Below are 13,821 nucleotides of genomic sequence, written 5' to 3'. Positions count from 1 at the left end.
GGAATGCTGAAATTAACTTACACTGAAAGCAGTTTTGATTTAGAATGTATCACTCTGTCGCTAGAAGAATGGGTAGCGCAACGAGTGATTTTAGCCCTGCGAGTTGGGCAAAGTTTGTGCATTGAACCGAGTACCGCTTCCTTTTTGCTTCCTGTTGATTTGCCAGGAGTAGAAGTACTGAGGTCTGAGGTAAAAAGAGATGACAGAGAAATCATTGCTCTGTGTGCGTGCGATGCCGAATATATGGAAGTCACCCTGCGGGGTTCTTGGCTATCAGTTAGTTCTAAGGATTCTGTTGGTGTGTTTGTTACCACGATGAGCGATCGCGCTGAGTTCTTTTTGCACAAACTTTGGCAAGAAGCTCAATCTTGTGCCTCTGTCATGAGTGAATAAACGAAATAGTCGGGTGACTCAATTTTGAATTTTGGATTTTAGATTTGTTCTCACGTTGAAATTCGGGGGTAACTCTTGGAGACGCTGCGAGAACAAACATTTTGGGATTTTGGATTACTCAATCCAAAATCCCAAATTTAAAATCTAAAATCAGGTGAGGAGAATATCTCACCCTTTATTGCGCCATTTTGAGTAGTTCAGGGATTGTCACAAATCGGTAGCCTTGCTGTTTGAGTCCGTTGATGATTTGTGGCAAAGCTTCTACAGTTCTGTGGCGATCGCCACCACCATCATGCATTAAAACAATGAAACCAGGTTTCGCGCCTTTCAGGACATTATTTACAAATGCCTGCGGTTTGGCGTGAGGATCGGTATCAGCTGAAGTTAGCGACCACATAATTACAGCATCTTTCCGGCTTTTGGCGTAAGCGGCTAGTCCGTTATTTAAAAAGCCTCCAGGAGGACGAAACAGAGAAGTTTTGACTCCTGTAATTTTGTATATCAGATCGGCTGTGCGATCGATTTCACTCTTGGCTGTGGCTTCATCCATTCGCCGATACCAATGATGCCAAGTATGGTTGCCAATGGCGTGTCCCTCGGCTACTTCACGCTTGGCTAAGTCTGGATTTGCTTCTAAAGCTTGTCCTACCCAAAAGAATGTTGCTTTAACATCATTTTGCTTCAAGATATCCAGCATTTCTAGGGTTGTTTTTGGCCAGGGCCCATCATCAATGCTGAGAGCAATAACCTTTTCGTTGTTATTGGGTTGTACCTTATAAACTGTTTTTCCCTGAAATTTATCTGGGACTGTAAAGGTAGGGTTTTCTACTTTGACTGATGGCGGTAGATGGGCATTAATTTGGCCCTTTGCTGGATCTTGAAGTGCAGTATGGATTTTGCTTATTGGCTGGTTCAATCCCGATTGTGGGGAGATACCTGGAGCAATACTACAAGCTGTAACACTAGAGGCGATCGCGACGATACTAATTATCTGTTGTCGCTTAAAGGAGTTATCTGTCACGTCAGGCTTTTAAAGATTCACACAATCATAAGCTGTAGTTTGATTTTTCAGAGAGTTTAGCAAGCTCAAATATAAGTGCAGCAGCTTGTATAGACAATTTCAAAAAAACTTTCTAAAACCCCTTGACACCTTTTGTAGTATTTTGTAGTATATTTGTAGTGAGGCGAAAGACAAAGCTTCTCAAGAGTCAAATTTATGTTCTACATCCAACTAAAGGACAGGCGTTGGAATAAACCAGAGTCCCCAGTCAACAAAACTGCTCCTACTTGCAAACCATCGGTAGTAGAGGCAATAAACGAAAAAAGTTCTAAGTTTGCACTCATCAAAACCACTGAATACATCCGTAATACACAACAGGCTTGCTACCTAGAGTTTCGGTTGTTTTCTTAACAGTTTCTAACAGTAAAAAGTAATTTTTCTGAACCTTGAAAACTAAATAATAAATGGGCAAGTTCACCAACAAAATTTGTGTTTAAAAACCTAAAATTTTAGGCACAGATTCTCAAAAATCGGGGTGTAGCTCAACTGGCTAGAGCGTTCCGTTGTCTGCGGAAATGTTGCGGGTTCAAGTCCCGTCACCCTGGTTGCAGTCCTGTAGGCGAATAGTTTAAGCCGTCAGTTTCTCAAGCTGAAGATTGCGAGTGCGAATCTCGTCGGGACTCCCAAATGGTCAGGTAGCCAAGTTGGTAAGGCGTTGGTCTGCAAAACCAATTAGCGCGGGTTCAAATCCCGCCTTGACCTCTGTCGCAGCGTAGCTTAATCAGCAAAGCCCCAGGTTCATACCCTGGTATATGCGGGTGCAAATCCCGCTGCTGCCACCAAATGCAGGGATGGTGTAACGGCAACACCTCGTGACTCCAAATCCGATGTTCTGGGTTCAAATCCTAGTCCCTGCGTCAATCATGCCCCTGTGGACGAATGGTTAAGTCGCTGTTCTTTCAAAGCAGAAATTGCGGGTTCAAGTCCCGTCAGGGGAATCATTTTGGGTCGGTGGCCGAGTCTGGTTGAAGGCGACAGTCTGTAAAACTGTTCTTTTTTGCACGCAGGTTCAAATCCTGCTCGACCCACTGTGGAGAGGTGGCTGAGTGGCTGAAAGCGTCCTCCTGCTAAGAGGAAACGGGTAGTTAATATCCGTCGCAGGTTCAAATCCTGTTCTCTCCGTTTTGAGAGTGTGGTGTAACTGGATAACATCTCAGTCTACGAAACTGAAGACGTGAGGGTTCAAATCCCTCCACTCTCGTTACATGGGAGAGATGATGGAGTGGCTGATTCGAGTTGAATTAAACCAGTCCACTGGGTAAAACCCATCTCTCCTCCTTATCCCCCGGTAGCTCAGTTGGTAGTTAGCGCCTGTCTGAAGAACAGGAGGTCGTCGGTTCGATTCCGACCTGGGGGGCTTCGTTGCCTCATAGCTCAATGGTAGAGCAAGCGGCTGTTAACCGCGCGGTTGTAGGTTCGAGTCCTACTGAGGCAGCCATTCATTGCCGGGTGGACGAATTGGTAAGTCGCATCGCTCTGAACGATGAGGTTGCAGGTTCAAACCCTGCCCTGGCAATAAAGCCCTGTGGTGTAATTGGCAACATAGCGCCCTTTGAAGGCGAAGATTCCAGGTTCGACCCCTGGTGGGGCTGCCAAACTTTGCTCTTGTAGCCCAACTGGAAGAGGCTGCCGTCTCAAAAACGGTATGTTGTGGGTTCAATTCCCACCAAGAGTACCAAAACTTGCTCCTGTAGCCCAATTGGAAGAGGTGGCAGACTTAAAATCTGTTTAGTTGTGGGTTCGACTCCCACCAGGAGTACCAACGGGATGTAATTCAGTGGCCAGAAGCCATGCTTTGGGAGCATGGAGTCGCAGGTTCAAATCCTGCCATCCCGATATACCCCTGTGACGGAACTGGTATACGTGCTGGAATCAGAGTCCAGATTTTGCAGGTTCAATTCCTGTTACCAGCTCCAGAATGCGGATATGGTGTAACGGTAGCATCTGAGTCTTCCAAACTCTAGGCACGAGTTCAAGTCTCGTTATCCGCTTTAAAAATTTGCGGGTGTGATGTAATCGGTAGCATCTGAGTACGCCATACTCAGTGCGTGGGTTCAAGTCCCTCCACTCGCTTGCGTAGTCCTGTAGCTTCAACGGTAGAGCAAGTGCCTTACAAGCAAGAGGTTGCAGGTTCAAATCCTGCCAGGACTACCAAATGTTGGGAGTGTAGCTCAATGGAATAGAGCTTCGAGCTTCTACCTCGAAAGTTGTGGGTTCGAGTCCTACCACTCCCGCCTTAACAAGTCAAAAGTCAAAAGAATGAATTTAATATTTTTCTTTCTTTTTAGTTTTTACTTTGCTCTTTTTACTTATTTGATGGGGTCATAGCTCAAATGGCTAGAGCGCCTGCCTTGCAAGCAGGAGGTTATGGGTTCAATTCCCATTGATTCCACTGATGATGGTGTCTGAAGCCAAAGTGGTCGATGCGCTGGTTTGTGGAACCAGTCATAGCGGGTTCAAGCCCCGTCAGGCACCCCTGAATGGAAGATGCCGCTGAATGGACGGCAACTGGTCTTGAAAACCAGGGTATGGGCAACTGTAGGGGTTCGATTCCTCCATCTTCCACCTATCCACCTGGAGCCGAAAAGCGAGGCGCTGTGCTGATAACACAGAAATAGGAGGGGCAGTACCTCCCTGGTGGATTTATATCTAAATGTTGGTATTACAAATCGCACCAACTCATTTCTTATTTAAATTAACTAGGGTGGTTGGCATACCGGCTGTGCAGCGGGCTTTTAACCCGCAGAAATAGGTTCGACCCCTATACCACCCACTAAACAATTCAAAATTCAAGTTGCGCTTCTAGCGCACCAAAGGTGCGACTCAAAATTCAAAATTACGGAATGCCATTCTAGCTATTAGCTAATATGCAACTTGAATGCGCGTTGGGTTATGAATAGCAACCAGCGATCGCTAGTTGAGCATGTTGCAATAATACATCTTTATCCAAAGCATGTATAGGATATTGCGGTGTTACTGCCAGTAGTTTCTCTATTCTTTCTCTAGCTGCTTCTACGACTGCTTCATCTAAGCTACCGTTACTGAGCGAATCAGCAAAATCTTCAGCAATCCGATAAGTTCTTTCAATAGATGATGAATTAATATTACGAGACACAATAAACAAGTCGCAGCCTGCATTAAATGACCGCGCTACAGTACCAGCCTTCATAAACATATCTGAAATCGCTTTCATATCCAAATCATCAGATACAACTACTCCCTCAAAGCCAAGTTCGTCTCTAAGTATGGTTTTGAGGATAGTCTGAGAAAGCGTTCCTGGCACATCAGGATCTATTTTGGGAAATAAGATATGGACAGTCATAATCAAAGGAATCTGTACTTCGATTAAAGCTCTGAAGGGTATAAGTTCTCGAAGTCGCAGGTCTTCTAGAGTTAAATTCAGTATTGGTAGCTCAATGTGAGAGTCCTTGCTGGTGTCTCCATGCCCAGGAAAGTGTTTAGCGCATCCCAAAATTCCTGAATCTCGAAGTCCAAGATAATAGTCACGAGCACCTTGAGTGGCAGTTTCGGGAGTGTTACCAAAGGCGCGCGGCCCAATCACGGGGTTGTCGGGATGAGAAAAAATATCTGCTACAGGTGCCCAAGATAAATTGATTCCCAATGATTTTAGTTCTACTGCTGTGGCTTTTGCTACTTCGTAAGCGTGCGATCGCAGCAAATAAGCGTGAGGAAAGCGGGTAATTGGCAGTGGTGTACGAATTACACGCCCTCCTTCATGATCGAGAGTGAGGAACATGGAATCACGTTCAGTATATTCTCGTATCTGCCTGTTTAAATCCTTGAAGCTTTCCAGCCAAAGCTGATACGGGGTGCCATCCAAAAAGTTTTTAGCAAAAAAGATCGCCCCAATCGGTTTTAATTCATTGAGTGCGCGTTTATCGTCATCGCTTAATGTCGTGCCGGAAATACCTAAAATTAAGTGATGTCCAAAACGCCTTAGCTCCTGCGATACACCCATAATCTTTTACCTATAAGTTGTGCGGTAAACAACTTGGTTGTTCAACCTAGAGGACATAAACATTTATCCTACACCCTTATAGGGAGAGGAAAGTTTTCTTTTAAGTAATGCCCCAGATATTTCCTGATAGCAAATACACAAATTAGCCAAGAAATCAACTACTTTAAGACAACTTTTAAAATTAGCTATTTTCAGTCAAAGGAAATACTTTTGTTTCCCTAAATCACTTGCATGTAAATATAGATAAAGTGCGTGCCGCAAAGCTATTGCCAACAATGGTATTGGCAATTTGTTTGGGCAGGTGCGCGTAGGTAAAATTCCCTTTGGCAAAAGTTTTTTGGGGAAGCGATCGCACAACAACTGCCAAATGTAACGGATTGCAACGTATAATGAAAACGATAAAACGGTTAAGAAATATTGAAGAGCAGTAGGGTTACATGCGAGTAGCGATCGCGGGAGCGGGACTAGCAGGACTTTCCTGCGCGAAATATCTTACAGACGCAGGTCACACACCCATTGTCTTGGAACGTCGAGACGTTCTAGGCGGTAAAGTGGCCGCGTGGAAAGATGCTGACGGAGACTGGTACGAAACAGGTCTGCACATCTTTTTTGGCGCATATCCCAATATGTTGCAGTTATTCAAAGAACTAGACATTGAAGATCGATTGCAGTGGAAAGAACACACAATGATCTTCAACCAGCCGGATGCACCAGGTACTTACAGTCGCTTTGATTTCCCAGATTTGCCGGCACCAATTAATGGTATAGTGGCAATTCTGCGAAACAACGACATGCTGACATGGCCAGAAAAAATCCGCTTTGGGATCGGATTATTGCCGGCCATGATTCAGGGGCAAAAGTACGTTGAAGAAATGGACAAATATTCCTGGACAGATTGGCTGCGTAAACACAAAATTCCAGAACGGGTCAATAAAGAAGTTTTTATTGCCATGGCCAAGTCGCTGAATTTCATTGGGCCAGATGAAATTTCAGCAACCATTCTTTTAACTGCCCTCAATCGTTTCCTCCAAGAAAAAAAAGGCTCGAAAATGGCCTTTCTGGATGGTTCGCCAACAGAACGATTGTGTCAGCCGATAGTAGATTACATCACCGAACGCGGTGGAGAAGTCCGCTTGAATGCCCCTTTAAAAGAGATTTTGCTAAACGCCGATGGTAGCGTCAAAGGTTACTTGATGCGGGGGTTGAATGGAAATGAAGATGAAGTTTTCACGGCGGATTTGTATGTATCGGCTATACCAGTTGATCCTCTGAAGGTGATTTTGCCAGCACCTTGGAAAGAAATGGAGTTTTTCCAAAAGCTAGATGGGTTGGAGGGCGTACCTGTAATTAACGTGCATTTGTGGTTCGATCGTAAACTTACGCAAATTGATCACTTGCTATTCTCGCGATCGCCCCTCCTAAGCGTTTATGCTGATATGAGCAATACCTGCCGTGAATACGCCAACCCCGATCGCTCGATGCTGGAATTAGTTCTAGCCCCGGCAAAAGATTGGATTGCCAAATCCGATGAGGAGATTGTGGCTGCAACTATTGCCGAGTTAGAAAAACTCTTCCCCGACCACTTTGGGGGAGACAATCCAGCAACATTGCTGAAATCTCATGTGGTGAAAACGCCCCGTTCAGTTTACAAAGCGACCCCTGGTCGTCAACAGTACCGTCCCTCGCAAACAACTCCCATTAGTAATTTCTATCTTAGCGGGGATTACACCATGCAACGCTACTTAGCCAGTATGGAAGGTGCCGTACTTTCTGGTAAGCTGACAGCGCAGGCGATTTCTGAGGCCCTCCCGGTAGCAAATTCCTCAAACCTGCAAACGCTCACCCGACCGCCCGCAACGAATGCTGCAACTGCCTGATTCCCCGCCGCGCATGAAAACGCTGGTCTCTGTAGACGAGTCATACAAACTTTGTCGGCATCTCACAGCAAAGTATGCCAAGACCTTTTACCTGGGTACTTTGCTGATGAGTCCGGTAAAACGTCAATCTATTTGGTCAATATACGCTTGGTGTCGCCGTACAGATGAATTGGTGGATGGTCCCGCATCTGCTATTACCACGCCAGAAACCCTAGACCTATGGGAACAGCAGCTGGAATCGATTTTTGCGGGGCGTCCATTAGAAAATTACGATGTAGCTTTAGTTGATACCCTCCAGCGCTTTCCGATGGACATTCAACCATTTCGGGATATGATTGCCGGTCAGCGCATGGACTTATATCGTAGTCGTTATGAAACCTTTGAGGATTTATACCTCTACTGTTACCGCGTTGCTGGCACTGTTGGCTTAATGTCAACATCCGTTATGGGTGTGGATAACACCATATATGCAGCACCGTGGCAACAGAACAAACAACCTTATGTTCCCATAGAAGAAGCGATCGCTCTCGGAATTGCCAATCAACTCACCAACATCTTGCGGGATGTGGGAGAAGATGCCAAACGGGGACGGATCTACATTCCCCTGGAAGACTTGGCAAAATTTAACTATACCGAGCAAGACTTCTTCAAAGGTGTGGTAGACGATCGTTGGCGGGCATTGATGCGCTTTCAAATTGACCGCGCCCGCCAATTTTACACCACATCCGACCAGGGAATTACTTATTTAGCATCCGATGCCCGTTGGCCTGTATGGGCAGCATCAATGCTGTACGGTCAAATTTTGGAGGCGATTGAACGCAACGATTACGATGTATTCAGTCAGCGGGCTTTCGTTCCCCAGTGGAAAAAGTTACGCACCTTGCCCATAGCTTGGATGCGATCGCAAGTCCTTTAAAAAATTAGTCATTTGTCCCTAGTCCTTAGTCCTTAGAGTTTTATAAATGACTAATGACCCTTCGGGTGACGCTCCTGCGTCGCTAGCGCTGCGCTAACGCCAGTTGCTCATGGGGGAAACCCCCAAGACCGCACTGGCTCACCAATGACAAATGACTATTGACTCTTAATGGCAAGTCTGGTAACATTGATATTCGTGAGTCATGGAGAGGTGGCTGAGTGGTCGAAAGCGGCAGATTGCTAATCTGTTGTACGGCAGGCAACTCCGTACCGAGGGTTCGAATCCCTCCCTCTCCGTTTTTCAAGTTTTGATACACGGAATAAACTCCGTGTTTAAAAATAAATACCAATCCAGACGTAAACACTTCTACTCCCAAAGATGGATGATATGATTTATGCTTTGGAGTCTTGCTAAGATCCAGCTAGTTAGAAACCTAGTTTGACTCTTAAGTTTTAGGCTTCCTAGATATCTGAGGAGTATAAGCAATTTATGAAAAAATTTAGTGCCGCCTTAACTTTAAGTATAGCTACCCTAGCAACTGGGTTTCTAGTTGGAGCTTGTGGTGATAGCAGTACGCCCAATGGCACAGCTAACAACGCAACTACCGCTACCACAGCAGCAAACTCAACTACTACAAGCAGTGCTAAAGGGCTAAAAATTGGTTCTCTGTTACCGACGACAGGCGACTTGGCTTCTGTAGGACAGCAAATGCTAGGTTCCATCCCTTTACTGGTCGATACGGTCAACGCTTGCGGTGGGGTAAATGGCGAACCTGTTACTTTGGTGCAAGTAGATGACCAAACCGACCCGAAAGCTGGAGCTGCCGGTATGACCAAACTAGCAACTTTAGATAAAGTAGCAGGTGTAGTTGGTTCCTTTGCCAGTAGCGTTTCTAGTGCAGCAGTCTCCATTGCCACACCGAATAAAGTCATGCTGGTTTCCCCTGGTAGTACCAGTACCGTGTTTACCGAAAAGGCACAAAAAGGCGACTTTAAAGGCTTTTGGGCGCGTACTGCTCCCCCCGATACCTATCAAGCACTAGCCTTAGCCCAACTTGCTAACAAAAAAGGTTTCAAGCGAGTTTCTACAGTCGTGATTAATAACGATTATGGCGTAGGCTTTGAAAAAGCATTTGTGCAAACTTTTGAAAAATTGGGTGGAACTATAGTTAATAAAGATAAGCCTGTCCGCTACGACCCGAAAGCCCAGACATTTGATACAGAAGCGTCTGCTGCTTTTGCTGGGAAGCCAGATGCAGTCTTGGCTGTAATGTATGCGGAAACTGGTAGTCTGTTCCTGAAAGCCGCTTATCAACAAGGTGTGGCCAAGGGAGTACAGATTCTGCTGACAGATGGGGTAAAATCACCTACTTTTCCCGAACAAGTTGGCAAAGGCGGTGATGGTAAATATATTTTAACAGGAGCGATCGGTACAGTACCGGGTTCCGATGGTAAAGCATTAGAAGCTTTCAACAAGCTGTGGAAGGATAAAAAAGGTGGTGCGCCAGGGGAATACGCTCCTCAAGCTTGGGATGCAGCTGCTTTATTAACATTAGCGGCGCAAGCTGCTAAGGAAAATACAGGCGTTGGTATAGCCAGCAAAATCCGGGAAGTTGCTGATGGCCCTGGCACAGAAGTTACTGATGTCTGCGAGGGATTGAAGTTACTTAAAGATGGTAAAAAGATTAACTACCAAGGAGCTAGCGGCAACGTAGATGTTGATGCTAACGGCGATGTCGTCGGTGTATACGATGTTTGGACAGTAGGAGACGATGGCACAATCAAGGTGATTGACAAAGTTACCCCTAAGTAGAAATTAGGAGTGAAGAGTGAAGAGTTATGAATTATGAATTAAGAATTAGGAGTTAGGAGTGAAGAGTTATGAGTTATAAGTGAAACATTACGAACTCTTAACTTCTAACTCATAACTCCTAACTCTTAACTTTTAAAGCCCACTGAAGTTGTAACCAACTCCTAATAACAAGCCCACATCAGTTTGATCGAAGAATCCGGCATTGATAGCAGCTGTTGCCGTAAATTGAGAAGTTAGAGGCACATCTATCCCACCAGACACCAAAAAGGCAAATTGCGAATCATCACCAGTTTTGTAAGCTGCACCCACTCCGACGTAAGGTGCGATCGCTAATGGTTCGCTAAAAGCATCTGCTGGTTTAAAGGTAAAATCGTAGGTGATCGGAAGTAGAACTGTGGTGTTATCTCCAAATACGGCTGAGGGTCGTATTGATATAGAATTTGTCAGTCCGATTTTGCTAACTACCGCAAAGTTACCGTCGCCCAAAGACGTGTCACCACCACTCAAACCAATGTTAGCAGCGACGCCCAGATAGCTACTACCACCATTGGTAGTTCTACCTAAATCAATATCTGATTGCGCCACTTTGGTAGCAGATGGTTGAGCAGGAGTTTGAGAAGTCGGTTGTACAGGTTCAGAGGTTAGCGTTGCAGATGAGGTTGCCACTGTGCCTGGAACAGGTATGGGTGTTACACTGGCGTTTTCTTGTATGGCAGCGTTAGGCGATTGCTCTACCTGAGTTAAATTTGTGACTGCAAAAGTTTCAGTTGTTTCTGTAGAGAGGTTTTGGCTAAACTCTTTGGGAGACGCTATGGTTGCGGAAGGTTCAGTTAATGCCCGATCGCTCAACTTGTTTACTGTCTGGGCGCTTACAGATAAACCGCTACTCACGAATGCAAGAGTAGCTAAACTTGGCAACCAAAAAACACCTTTACGAAGAAAAATAGTATTCACGTTCACTCCTAAAACAATGTTGCCGCGAAAAACAAAGATTTTGTTGATTTTAGTCAACAAATTCGGGCAATATTCAAAATTTAACATCAAAAAATCGGTTTTTGCATTCTGACCTTACTTGATTTCTCTAGTTAATATTTATTAGCAAAAAATTAAATTTTATAGTAATCCTGAATCACTCGCGAAAAACAAGATATCCAACGACTTTTACAAAATCGTGGATTTGTGGGTGGCAATTTTCACAAATTAAATAGAATTGATATATTTATTTGAAATATCCTGAATTTGGTAGATGACAAATAGTCTCTTTGCTTAAAATTAAGATAGTGTTTGTTAAGGAGGCGATGCCTACGGCGGGCTGCGCCAACGCGATTGCCATCTATTCCATGAACGAAAGAAGTTTATTAGTATAACTGCTTTGTTGCCAAAGGTAGTTAGATTGTGAAGTGATATTACAAAGCTTTCAAAAATATTTAGAAATTGCCTACAAGGCAAACATAGTTCTAACGTAGAACCTATTAGGAGAGACTTGAGGCAAATGTGATGAGCGAAAATAATATTCAAAAGTACCGGTTTGTCTGTACCCTGACTTTCGGTGATATCTACGGTCAAATAATTGTTTGGTTGATTACAATTACCCTAAGTTTGGCATCAGCCTTGGCGTTGATGGGTGCCAAGCGTCCCGTGTACGCATTAGCAACAGCGGGTCTCGTTGTTCTGCTATCGCTACCTTTCTTGTTGTTCGCGTTTGTCACTACCTTGTTAAATCATATTGAAGTCAGTCCTGTAGGGCCAGGAACCAAAATGGAACCCATACCAGGTAATGTCTCTCAGCAACAACCTGTACAAGCAACTAGCTAAAGAGTTAGGAGTTATGAGTAGAGACGCGATTAATCGCGTCTGTACAAGAGTTATGAGTCACTCTACCTGTGCCATAACTCTTTGTTTTTAACTTTTCACTCCTAATTTCAAAATTTGTTACAACCTCCCTGTATAGAAGCAGGGATTTTTTGTACAGATGTTATTGTTACAACGCACTAGCTGATTAATCACATCTCTACAATAGAACAGCAGTGGTTTGCTATCAGAGGGCTAATTATGCTGGAACACGATGTGATTATTGTCGGGGGCGGATTGGCGGGATGTCGCGCTGCTGTAGAAATTGCCCGCACTGACCCTAGTTTAAATATTGCTGTCGTTGCCAAAACCCACCCAATTCGTTCTCACTCGGTGGCAGCTCAAGGGGGTATGGCTGCATCGCTGAAAAATGTTGATTCCGAAGATAGTTGGGAAGCACACGCTTTTGATACTGTCAAGGGTTCTGATTACTTGGCAGACCAAGATGCTGTGGCAATTCTCGCTCAAGAAGCGCCAGATGTGGTAATTGACTTGGAACATCTCGGCGTTTTGTTCTCTCGCTTACCCGATGGGCGCATTGCCCAAAGAGCTTTTGGCGGACATTCACACAACCGCACTTGTTACGCTGCTGACAAAACCGGTCACGCGATTTTGCACGAATTGGTTAACAACTTGCGGCGTTATGGCGTGCAAGTTTATGAAGAGTGGTACGTGATGCGTCTCATTTTGGAAGAAAATGAGGCGAAGGGTGTGGTCATGTTCCATCTTTTGGATGGACATATCGAGGTGGTGCGGGCTAAGGCGGTGATGTTTGCCACAGGGGGCTATGGTCGCGTTTATAACACTACCTCCAATGATTACGCTTCTTCGGGTGATGGTTTGGCAATGACTGCGATCGCAGGTTTGCCCCTGGAAGATATGGAATTTGTGCAGTTTCATCCTACTGGCTTATATCCGGTAGGGGTGCTGATTTCAGAAGCGGTACGGGGAGAAGGCGCGTATCTAATTAACAGTGAAGGCGATCGCTTTATGGCGAACTATGCCCCCAGTCGCATGGAACTAGCTCCTCGTGATATTACCTCACGAGCGATCGCTTACGAAATTCGCGCTGGACGTGGTATTCATCTCAATGGCAGTGCTGGTGGCCCCTTTGTCTATTTGGATCTGCGCCATCTGGGCAAAGAAAAAATTATGAGTCGCGTTCCCTTCTGCTGGGAAGAAGCCCATCGTTTGGTAGGTGTTGATGCAGTAACTCAACCGATGCCAGTCCGCCCAACAATTCACTATTGTATGGGTGGTATCCCAGTTAATACTGATGGACAAGTCCGTAGCAGTGGTGATGGTTTAGTTGATGCTTTCTTTGCCGCTGGCGAAACATCTTGTGTTTCTGTACATGGGGCGAATCGCTTGGGGAGTAATTCACTGCTGGAGTGTGTAGTTTATGGTAAAAGAACTGGAGCTGCGATCGCCAAATTTGTGCAAAAACGGAAGTTACCCTCTGTTGATGAACAAAGGTATGTAACAGAAGCCCAGCAACAAATTCAAGCTTTGCTAGAACAACCAGGACAGTACCGCATTAACCAAGTTCGTGAAGCTTTTCAGGATTGTATGACTGAGTACTGCGGTGTTTTCCGCACTGAGGCATTAATGACTGAAGGTTTGCAGAAACTAGAAGAAATACAACAAAAATATCCGCAAATTTATTTAGATGACAAAGGTAGTTGCTGGAATACAGAACTCGTAGAAGCCTTGGAATTGCGAAGTTTAATGGTAGTAGGACAAACTATTTTGGCATCAGCCCTAAATCGCCAAGAAAGCCGTGGCGCTCATTTCCGCGAAGATTATTCCGAACGAGATGATGCTAACTTTCTCAAACATACAATGGCTTACTATTCACCAGCCGGAATTGATATTCAATATAGACCGGTGGCGATTACTATGTTTGAGCCAAAAGAGCGGAAGTATTAGCCAA

The 13,821-nt window shown here is 44.9% G+C and carries 10 protein-coding genes and 25 tRNA genes; 31 read left to right on the top strand and 4 right to left on the bottom strand.

Features of this window, described 5'->3' with window-relative positions:
- The first annotated feature begins 3 nt into the window (after positions 1–3).
- Complete coding sequence (locus tag NSTC731_RS05515; RefSeq protein WP_445629934.1) at positions 4–393, top strand: alr0857 family protein; 390 nt, start codon at positions 4–6, stop codon at positions 391–393.
- Between the two features lie 175 nt (positions 394–568).
- Here NSTC731_RS05515 and NSTC731_RS05510 read toward each other — a convergent pair whose 3' ends face one another.
- Both NSTC731_RS05510 and NSTC731_RS05505 read right to left on the bottom strand, forming a co-directional pair.
- Positions 569–1,414: a polysaccharide deacetylase family protein gene (locus NSTC731_RS05510; RefSeq protein WP_445629933.1), complete on the bottom strand. Its 846-nt coding sequence runs from the start codon at positions 1,412–1,414 to the stop codon at positions 569–571.
- Positions 1,415–1,614: 200 nt separating this feature from the next.
- The gene (locus NSTC731_RS05505) at positions 1,615–1,737 is read right to left on the bottom strand and encodes a hypothetical protein (protein ID WP_322678625.1); all 123 of its coding nucleotides are present in this window, start codon (positions 1,735–1,737) and stop codon (positions 1,615–1,617) included.
- A 187-nt stretch (positions 1,738–1,924) separates the two neighbouring features.
- Here NSTC731_RS05505 and NSTC731_RS05500 point away from each other — a divergent pair.
- The 24 genes from NSTC731_RS05500 to NSTC731_RS05385 all read left to right on the top strand — a co-directional run bounded on the left by NSTC731_RS05500 (position 1,925) and on the right by NSTC731_RS05385 (position 4,226).
- A tRNA-Asp gene (locus NSTC731_RS05500) sits at positions 1,925–1,998 on the top strand.
- Between the two features lie 4 nt (positions 1,999–2,002).
- A tRNA-Glu gene (locus tag NSTC731_RS05495) sits at positions 2,003–2,079 on the top strand.
- Positions 2,080–2,082: 3 nt separating this feature from the next.
- Positions 2,083–2,155: transfer RNA gene (locus tag NSTC731_RS05490), tRNA-Cys, on the top strand.
- A 4-nt stretch (positions 2,156–2,159) separates the two neighbouring features.
- Positions 2,160–2,235, top strand: a tRNA-Met gene (locus tag NSTC731_RS05485).
- A 3-nt stretch (positions 2,236–2,238) separates the two neighbouring features.
- Positions 2,239–2,310 (top strand) — tRNA-Trp (locus NSTC731_RS05480).
- 9 nt (positions 2,311–2,319) lie between these two features.
- Positions 2,320–2,391: transfer RNA gene (locus NSTC731_RS05475), tRNA-Glu, on the top strand.
- Between the two features lie 7 nt (positions 2,392–2,398).
- Positions 2,399–2,481 (top strand) — tRNA-Tyr (locus NSTC731_RS05470).
- A 4-nt stretch (positions 2,482–2,485) separates the two neighbouring features.
- Positions 2,486–2,575, top strand: a tRNA-Ser gene (locus tag NSTC731_RS05465).
- A gap of 4 nt (positions 2,576–2,579) precedes the next feature.
- Positions 2,580–2,654 (top strand) — tRNA-Arg (locus tag NSTC731_RS05460).
- 81 nt (positions 2,655–2,735) lie between these two features.
- Positions 2,736–2,810, top strand: a tRNA-Phe gene (locus NSTC731_RS05455).
- Positions 2,811–2,816: 6 nt separating this feature from the next.
- Positions 2,817–2,891: transfer RNA gene (locus NSTC731_RS05450), tRNA-Asn, on the top strand.
- 5 nt (positions 2,892–2,896) lie between these two features.
- A tRNA-Gln gene (locus NSTC731_RS05445) sits at positions 2,897–2,969 on the top strand.
- Positions 2,970–2,972: 3 nt separating this feature from the next.
- Positions 2,973–3,048, top strand: a tRNA-Gln gene (locus NSTC731_RS05440).
- A gap of 6 nt (positions 3,049–3,054) precedes the next feature.
- Positions 3,055–3,131 (top strand) — tRNA-Leu (locus NSTC731_RS05435).
- A 6-nt stretch (positions 3,132–3,137) separates the two neighbouring features.
- Positions 3,138–3,215: transfer RNA gene (locus tag NSTC731_RS05430), tRNA-Leu, on the top strand.
- A 1-nt stretch (position 3,216) separates the two neighbouring features.
- A tRNA-Pro gene (locus NSTC731_RS05425) sits at positions 3,217–3,289 on the top strand.
- An 84-nt stretch (positions 3,290–3,373) separates the two neighbouring features.
- Positions 3,374–3,444, top strand: a tRNA-Gly gene (locus tag NSTC731_RS05420).
- A gap of 10 nt (positions 3,445–3,454) precedes the next feature.
- Positions 3,455–3,526 (top strand) — tRNA-Gly (locus NSTC731_RS05415).
- A gap of 5 nt (positions 3,527–3,531) precedes the next feature.
- Positions 3,532–3,607: transfer RNA gene (locus tag NSTC731_RS05410), tRNA-Val, on the top strand.
- 6 nt (positions 3,608–3,613) lie between these two features.
- Positions 3,614–3,687 (top strand) — tRNA-Arg (locus NSTC731_RS05405).
- Positions 3,688–3,771: 84 nt separating this feature from the next.
- Positions 3,772–3,845 (top strand) — tRNA-Ala (locus NSTC731_RS05400).
- Positions 3,846–3,854: 9 nt separating this feature from the next.
- Positions 3,855–3,928, top strand: a tRNA-His gene (locus NSTC731_RS05395).
- A gap of 7 nt (positions 3,929–3,935) precedes the next feature.
- Positions 3,936–4,018: transfer RNA gene (locus NSTC731_RS05390), tRNA-OTHER, on the top strand.
- 137 nt (positions 4,019–4,155) lie between these two features.
- A tRNA-Lys gene (locus NSTC731_RS05385) sits at positions 4,156–4,226 on the top strand.
- A 117-nt stretch (positions 4,227–4,343) separates the two neighbouring features.
- Here the strand turns inward: NSTC731_RS05385 and NSTC731_RS05380 are convergent.
- Complete coding sequence (locus NSTC731_RS05380; protein WP_445629932.1) at positions 4,344–5,432, bottom strand: glycoside hydrolase family 3 N-terminal domain-containing protein; 1,089 nt, start codon at positions 5,430–5,432, stop codon at positions 4,344–4,346.
- 437 nt (positions 5,433–5,869) lie between these two features.
- Between NSTC731_RS05380 and pds the strand changes: the two genes are divergently transcribed.
- The 4 genes from pds (at position 5,870) to NSTC731_RS05360 (ending at position 10,037) form a co-directional block, all read left to right on the top strand.
- Complete coding sequence (pds, locus tag NSTC731_RS05375) at positions 5,870–7,309, top strand: 15-cis-phytoene desaturase (RefSeq protein WP_445629931.1); 1,440 nt, start codon at positions 5,870–5,872, stop codon at positions 7,307–7,309.
- Entirely contained in the window at positions 7,293–8,225 is a 933-nt protein-coding gene (crtB, locus tag NSTC731_RS05370; protein WP_322660204.1) for a 15-cis-phytoene synthase CrtB, read from the top strand. The genes pds and crtB overlap by 17 nt, the downstream gene beginning before the upstream one ends.
- 204 nt (positions 8,226–8,429) lie before the next feature.
- Positions 8,430–8,521, top strand: a tRNA-Ser gene (locus NSTC731_RS05365).
- A gap of 193 nt (positions 8,522–8,714) precedes the next feature.
- A complete protein-coding gene (locus tag NSTC731_RS05360) occupies positions 8,715–10,037 on the top strand; it encodes an ABC transporter substrate-binding protein (RefSeq protein WP_445629930.1) in 1,323 nt (440 codons plus the stop codon).
- A gap of 132 nt (positions 10,038–10,169) precedes the next feature.
- Here NSTC731_RS05360 and NSTC731_RS05355 read toward each other — a convergent pair whose 3' ends face one another.
- On the bottom strand, positions 10,170–10,991 hold the full coding sequence (locus NSTC731_RS05355) for a hypothetical protein (protein ID WP_445629929.1): 822 nt from the start codon (positions 10,989–10,991) through the stop codon (positions 10,170–10,172).
- 543 nt (positions 10,992–11,534) lie between these two features.
- Between NSTC731_RS05355 and NSTC731_RS05350 the strand changes: the two genes are divergently transcribed.
- A complete protein-coding gene (locus NSTC731_RS05350) occupies positions 11,535–11,852 on the top strand; it encodes a hypothetical protein (protein WP_099102821.1) in 318 nt (105 codons plus the stop codon).
- Positions 11,853–12,089: 237 nt separating this feature from the next.
- Positions 12,090–13,817, top strand: a complete 1,728-nt coding sequence (locus NSTC731_RS05345; RefSeq protein ID WP_445629928.1) for a succinate dehydrogenase/fumarate reductase flavoprotein subunit — start codon at positions 12,090–12,092, stop codon at positions 13,815–13,817.
- Positions 13,818–13,821: the final 4 nt, after the last annotated feature.

Source organism: Nostoc sp. DSM 114167, assembly GCF_052692655.1.
This window is presented reverse-complemented; position numbering and strand designations above follow the sequence as displayed.

What these genes read in the sequence shown, in the direction of transcription:
- NSTC731_RS05505 (WP_322678625.1), bottom strand. Translation starts at nt 1,737, where the DNA reads ATGAGTGCAAACTTAGAACTTTTTTCGTTTATTGCCTCTACTACCGAT.
- crtB (WP_322660204.1), top strand. Translation starts at nt 7,293, where the DNA reads ATGCTGCAACTGCCTGATTCCCCGCCGCGCATGAAAACGCTGGTCTCT.
- NSTC731_RS05350 (WP_099102821.1), top strand. Translation starts at nt 11,535, where the DNA reads ATGAGCGAAAATAATATTCAAAAGTACCGGTTTGTCTGTACCCTGACT.
- NSTC731_RS05515 (WP_445629934.1), top strand. Translation starts at nt 4, where the DNA reads ATGCTGAAATTAACTTACACTGAAAGCAGTTTTGATTTAGAATGTATC.
- NSTC731_RS05360 (WP_445629930.1), top strand. Translation starts at nt 8,715, where the DNA reads ATGAAAAAATTTAGTGCCGCCTTAACTTTAAGTATAGCTACCCTAGCA.
- NSTC731_RS05380 (WP_445629932.1), bottom strand. Translation starts at nt 5,432, where the DNA reads ATGGGTGTATCGCAGGAGCTAAGGCGTTTTGGACATCACTTAATTTTA.
- pds (WP_445629931.1), top strand. Translation starts at nt 5,870, where the DNA reads ATGCGAGTAGCGATCGCGGGAGCGGGACTAGCAGGACTTTCCTGCGCG.
- NSTC731_RS05345 (WP_445629928.1), top strand. Translation starts at nt 12,090, where the DNA reads ATGCTGGAACACGATGTGATTATTGTCGGGGGCGGATTGGCGGGATGT.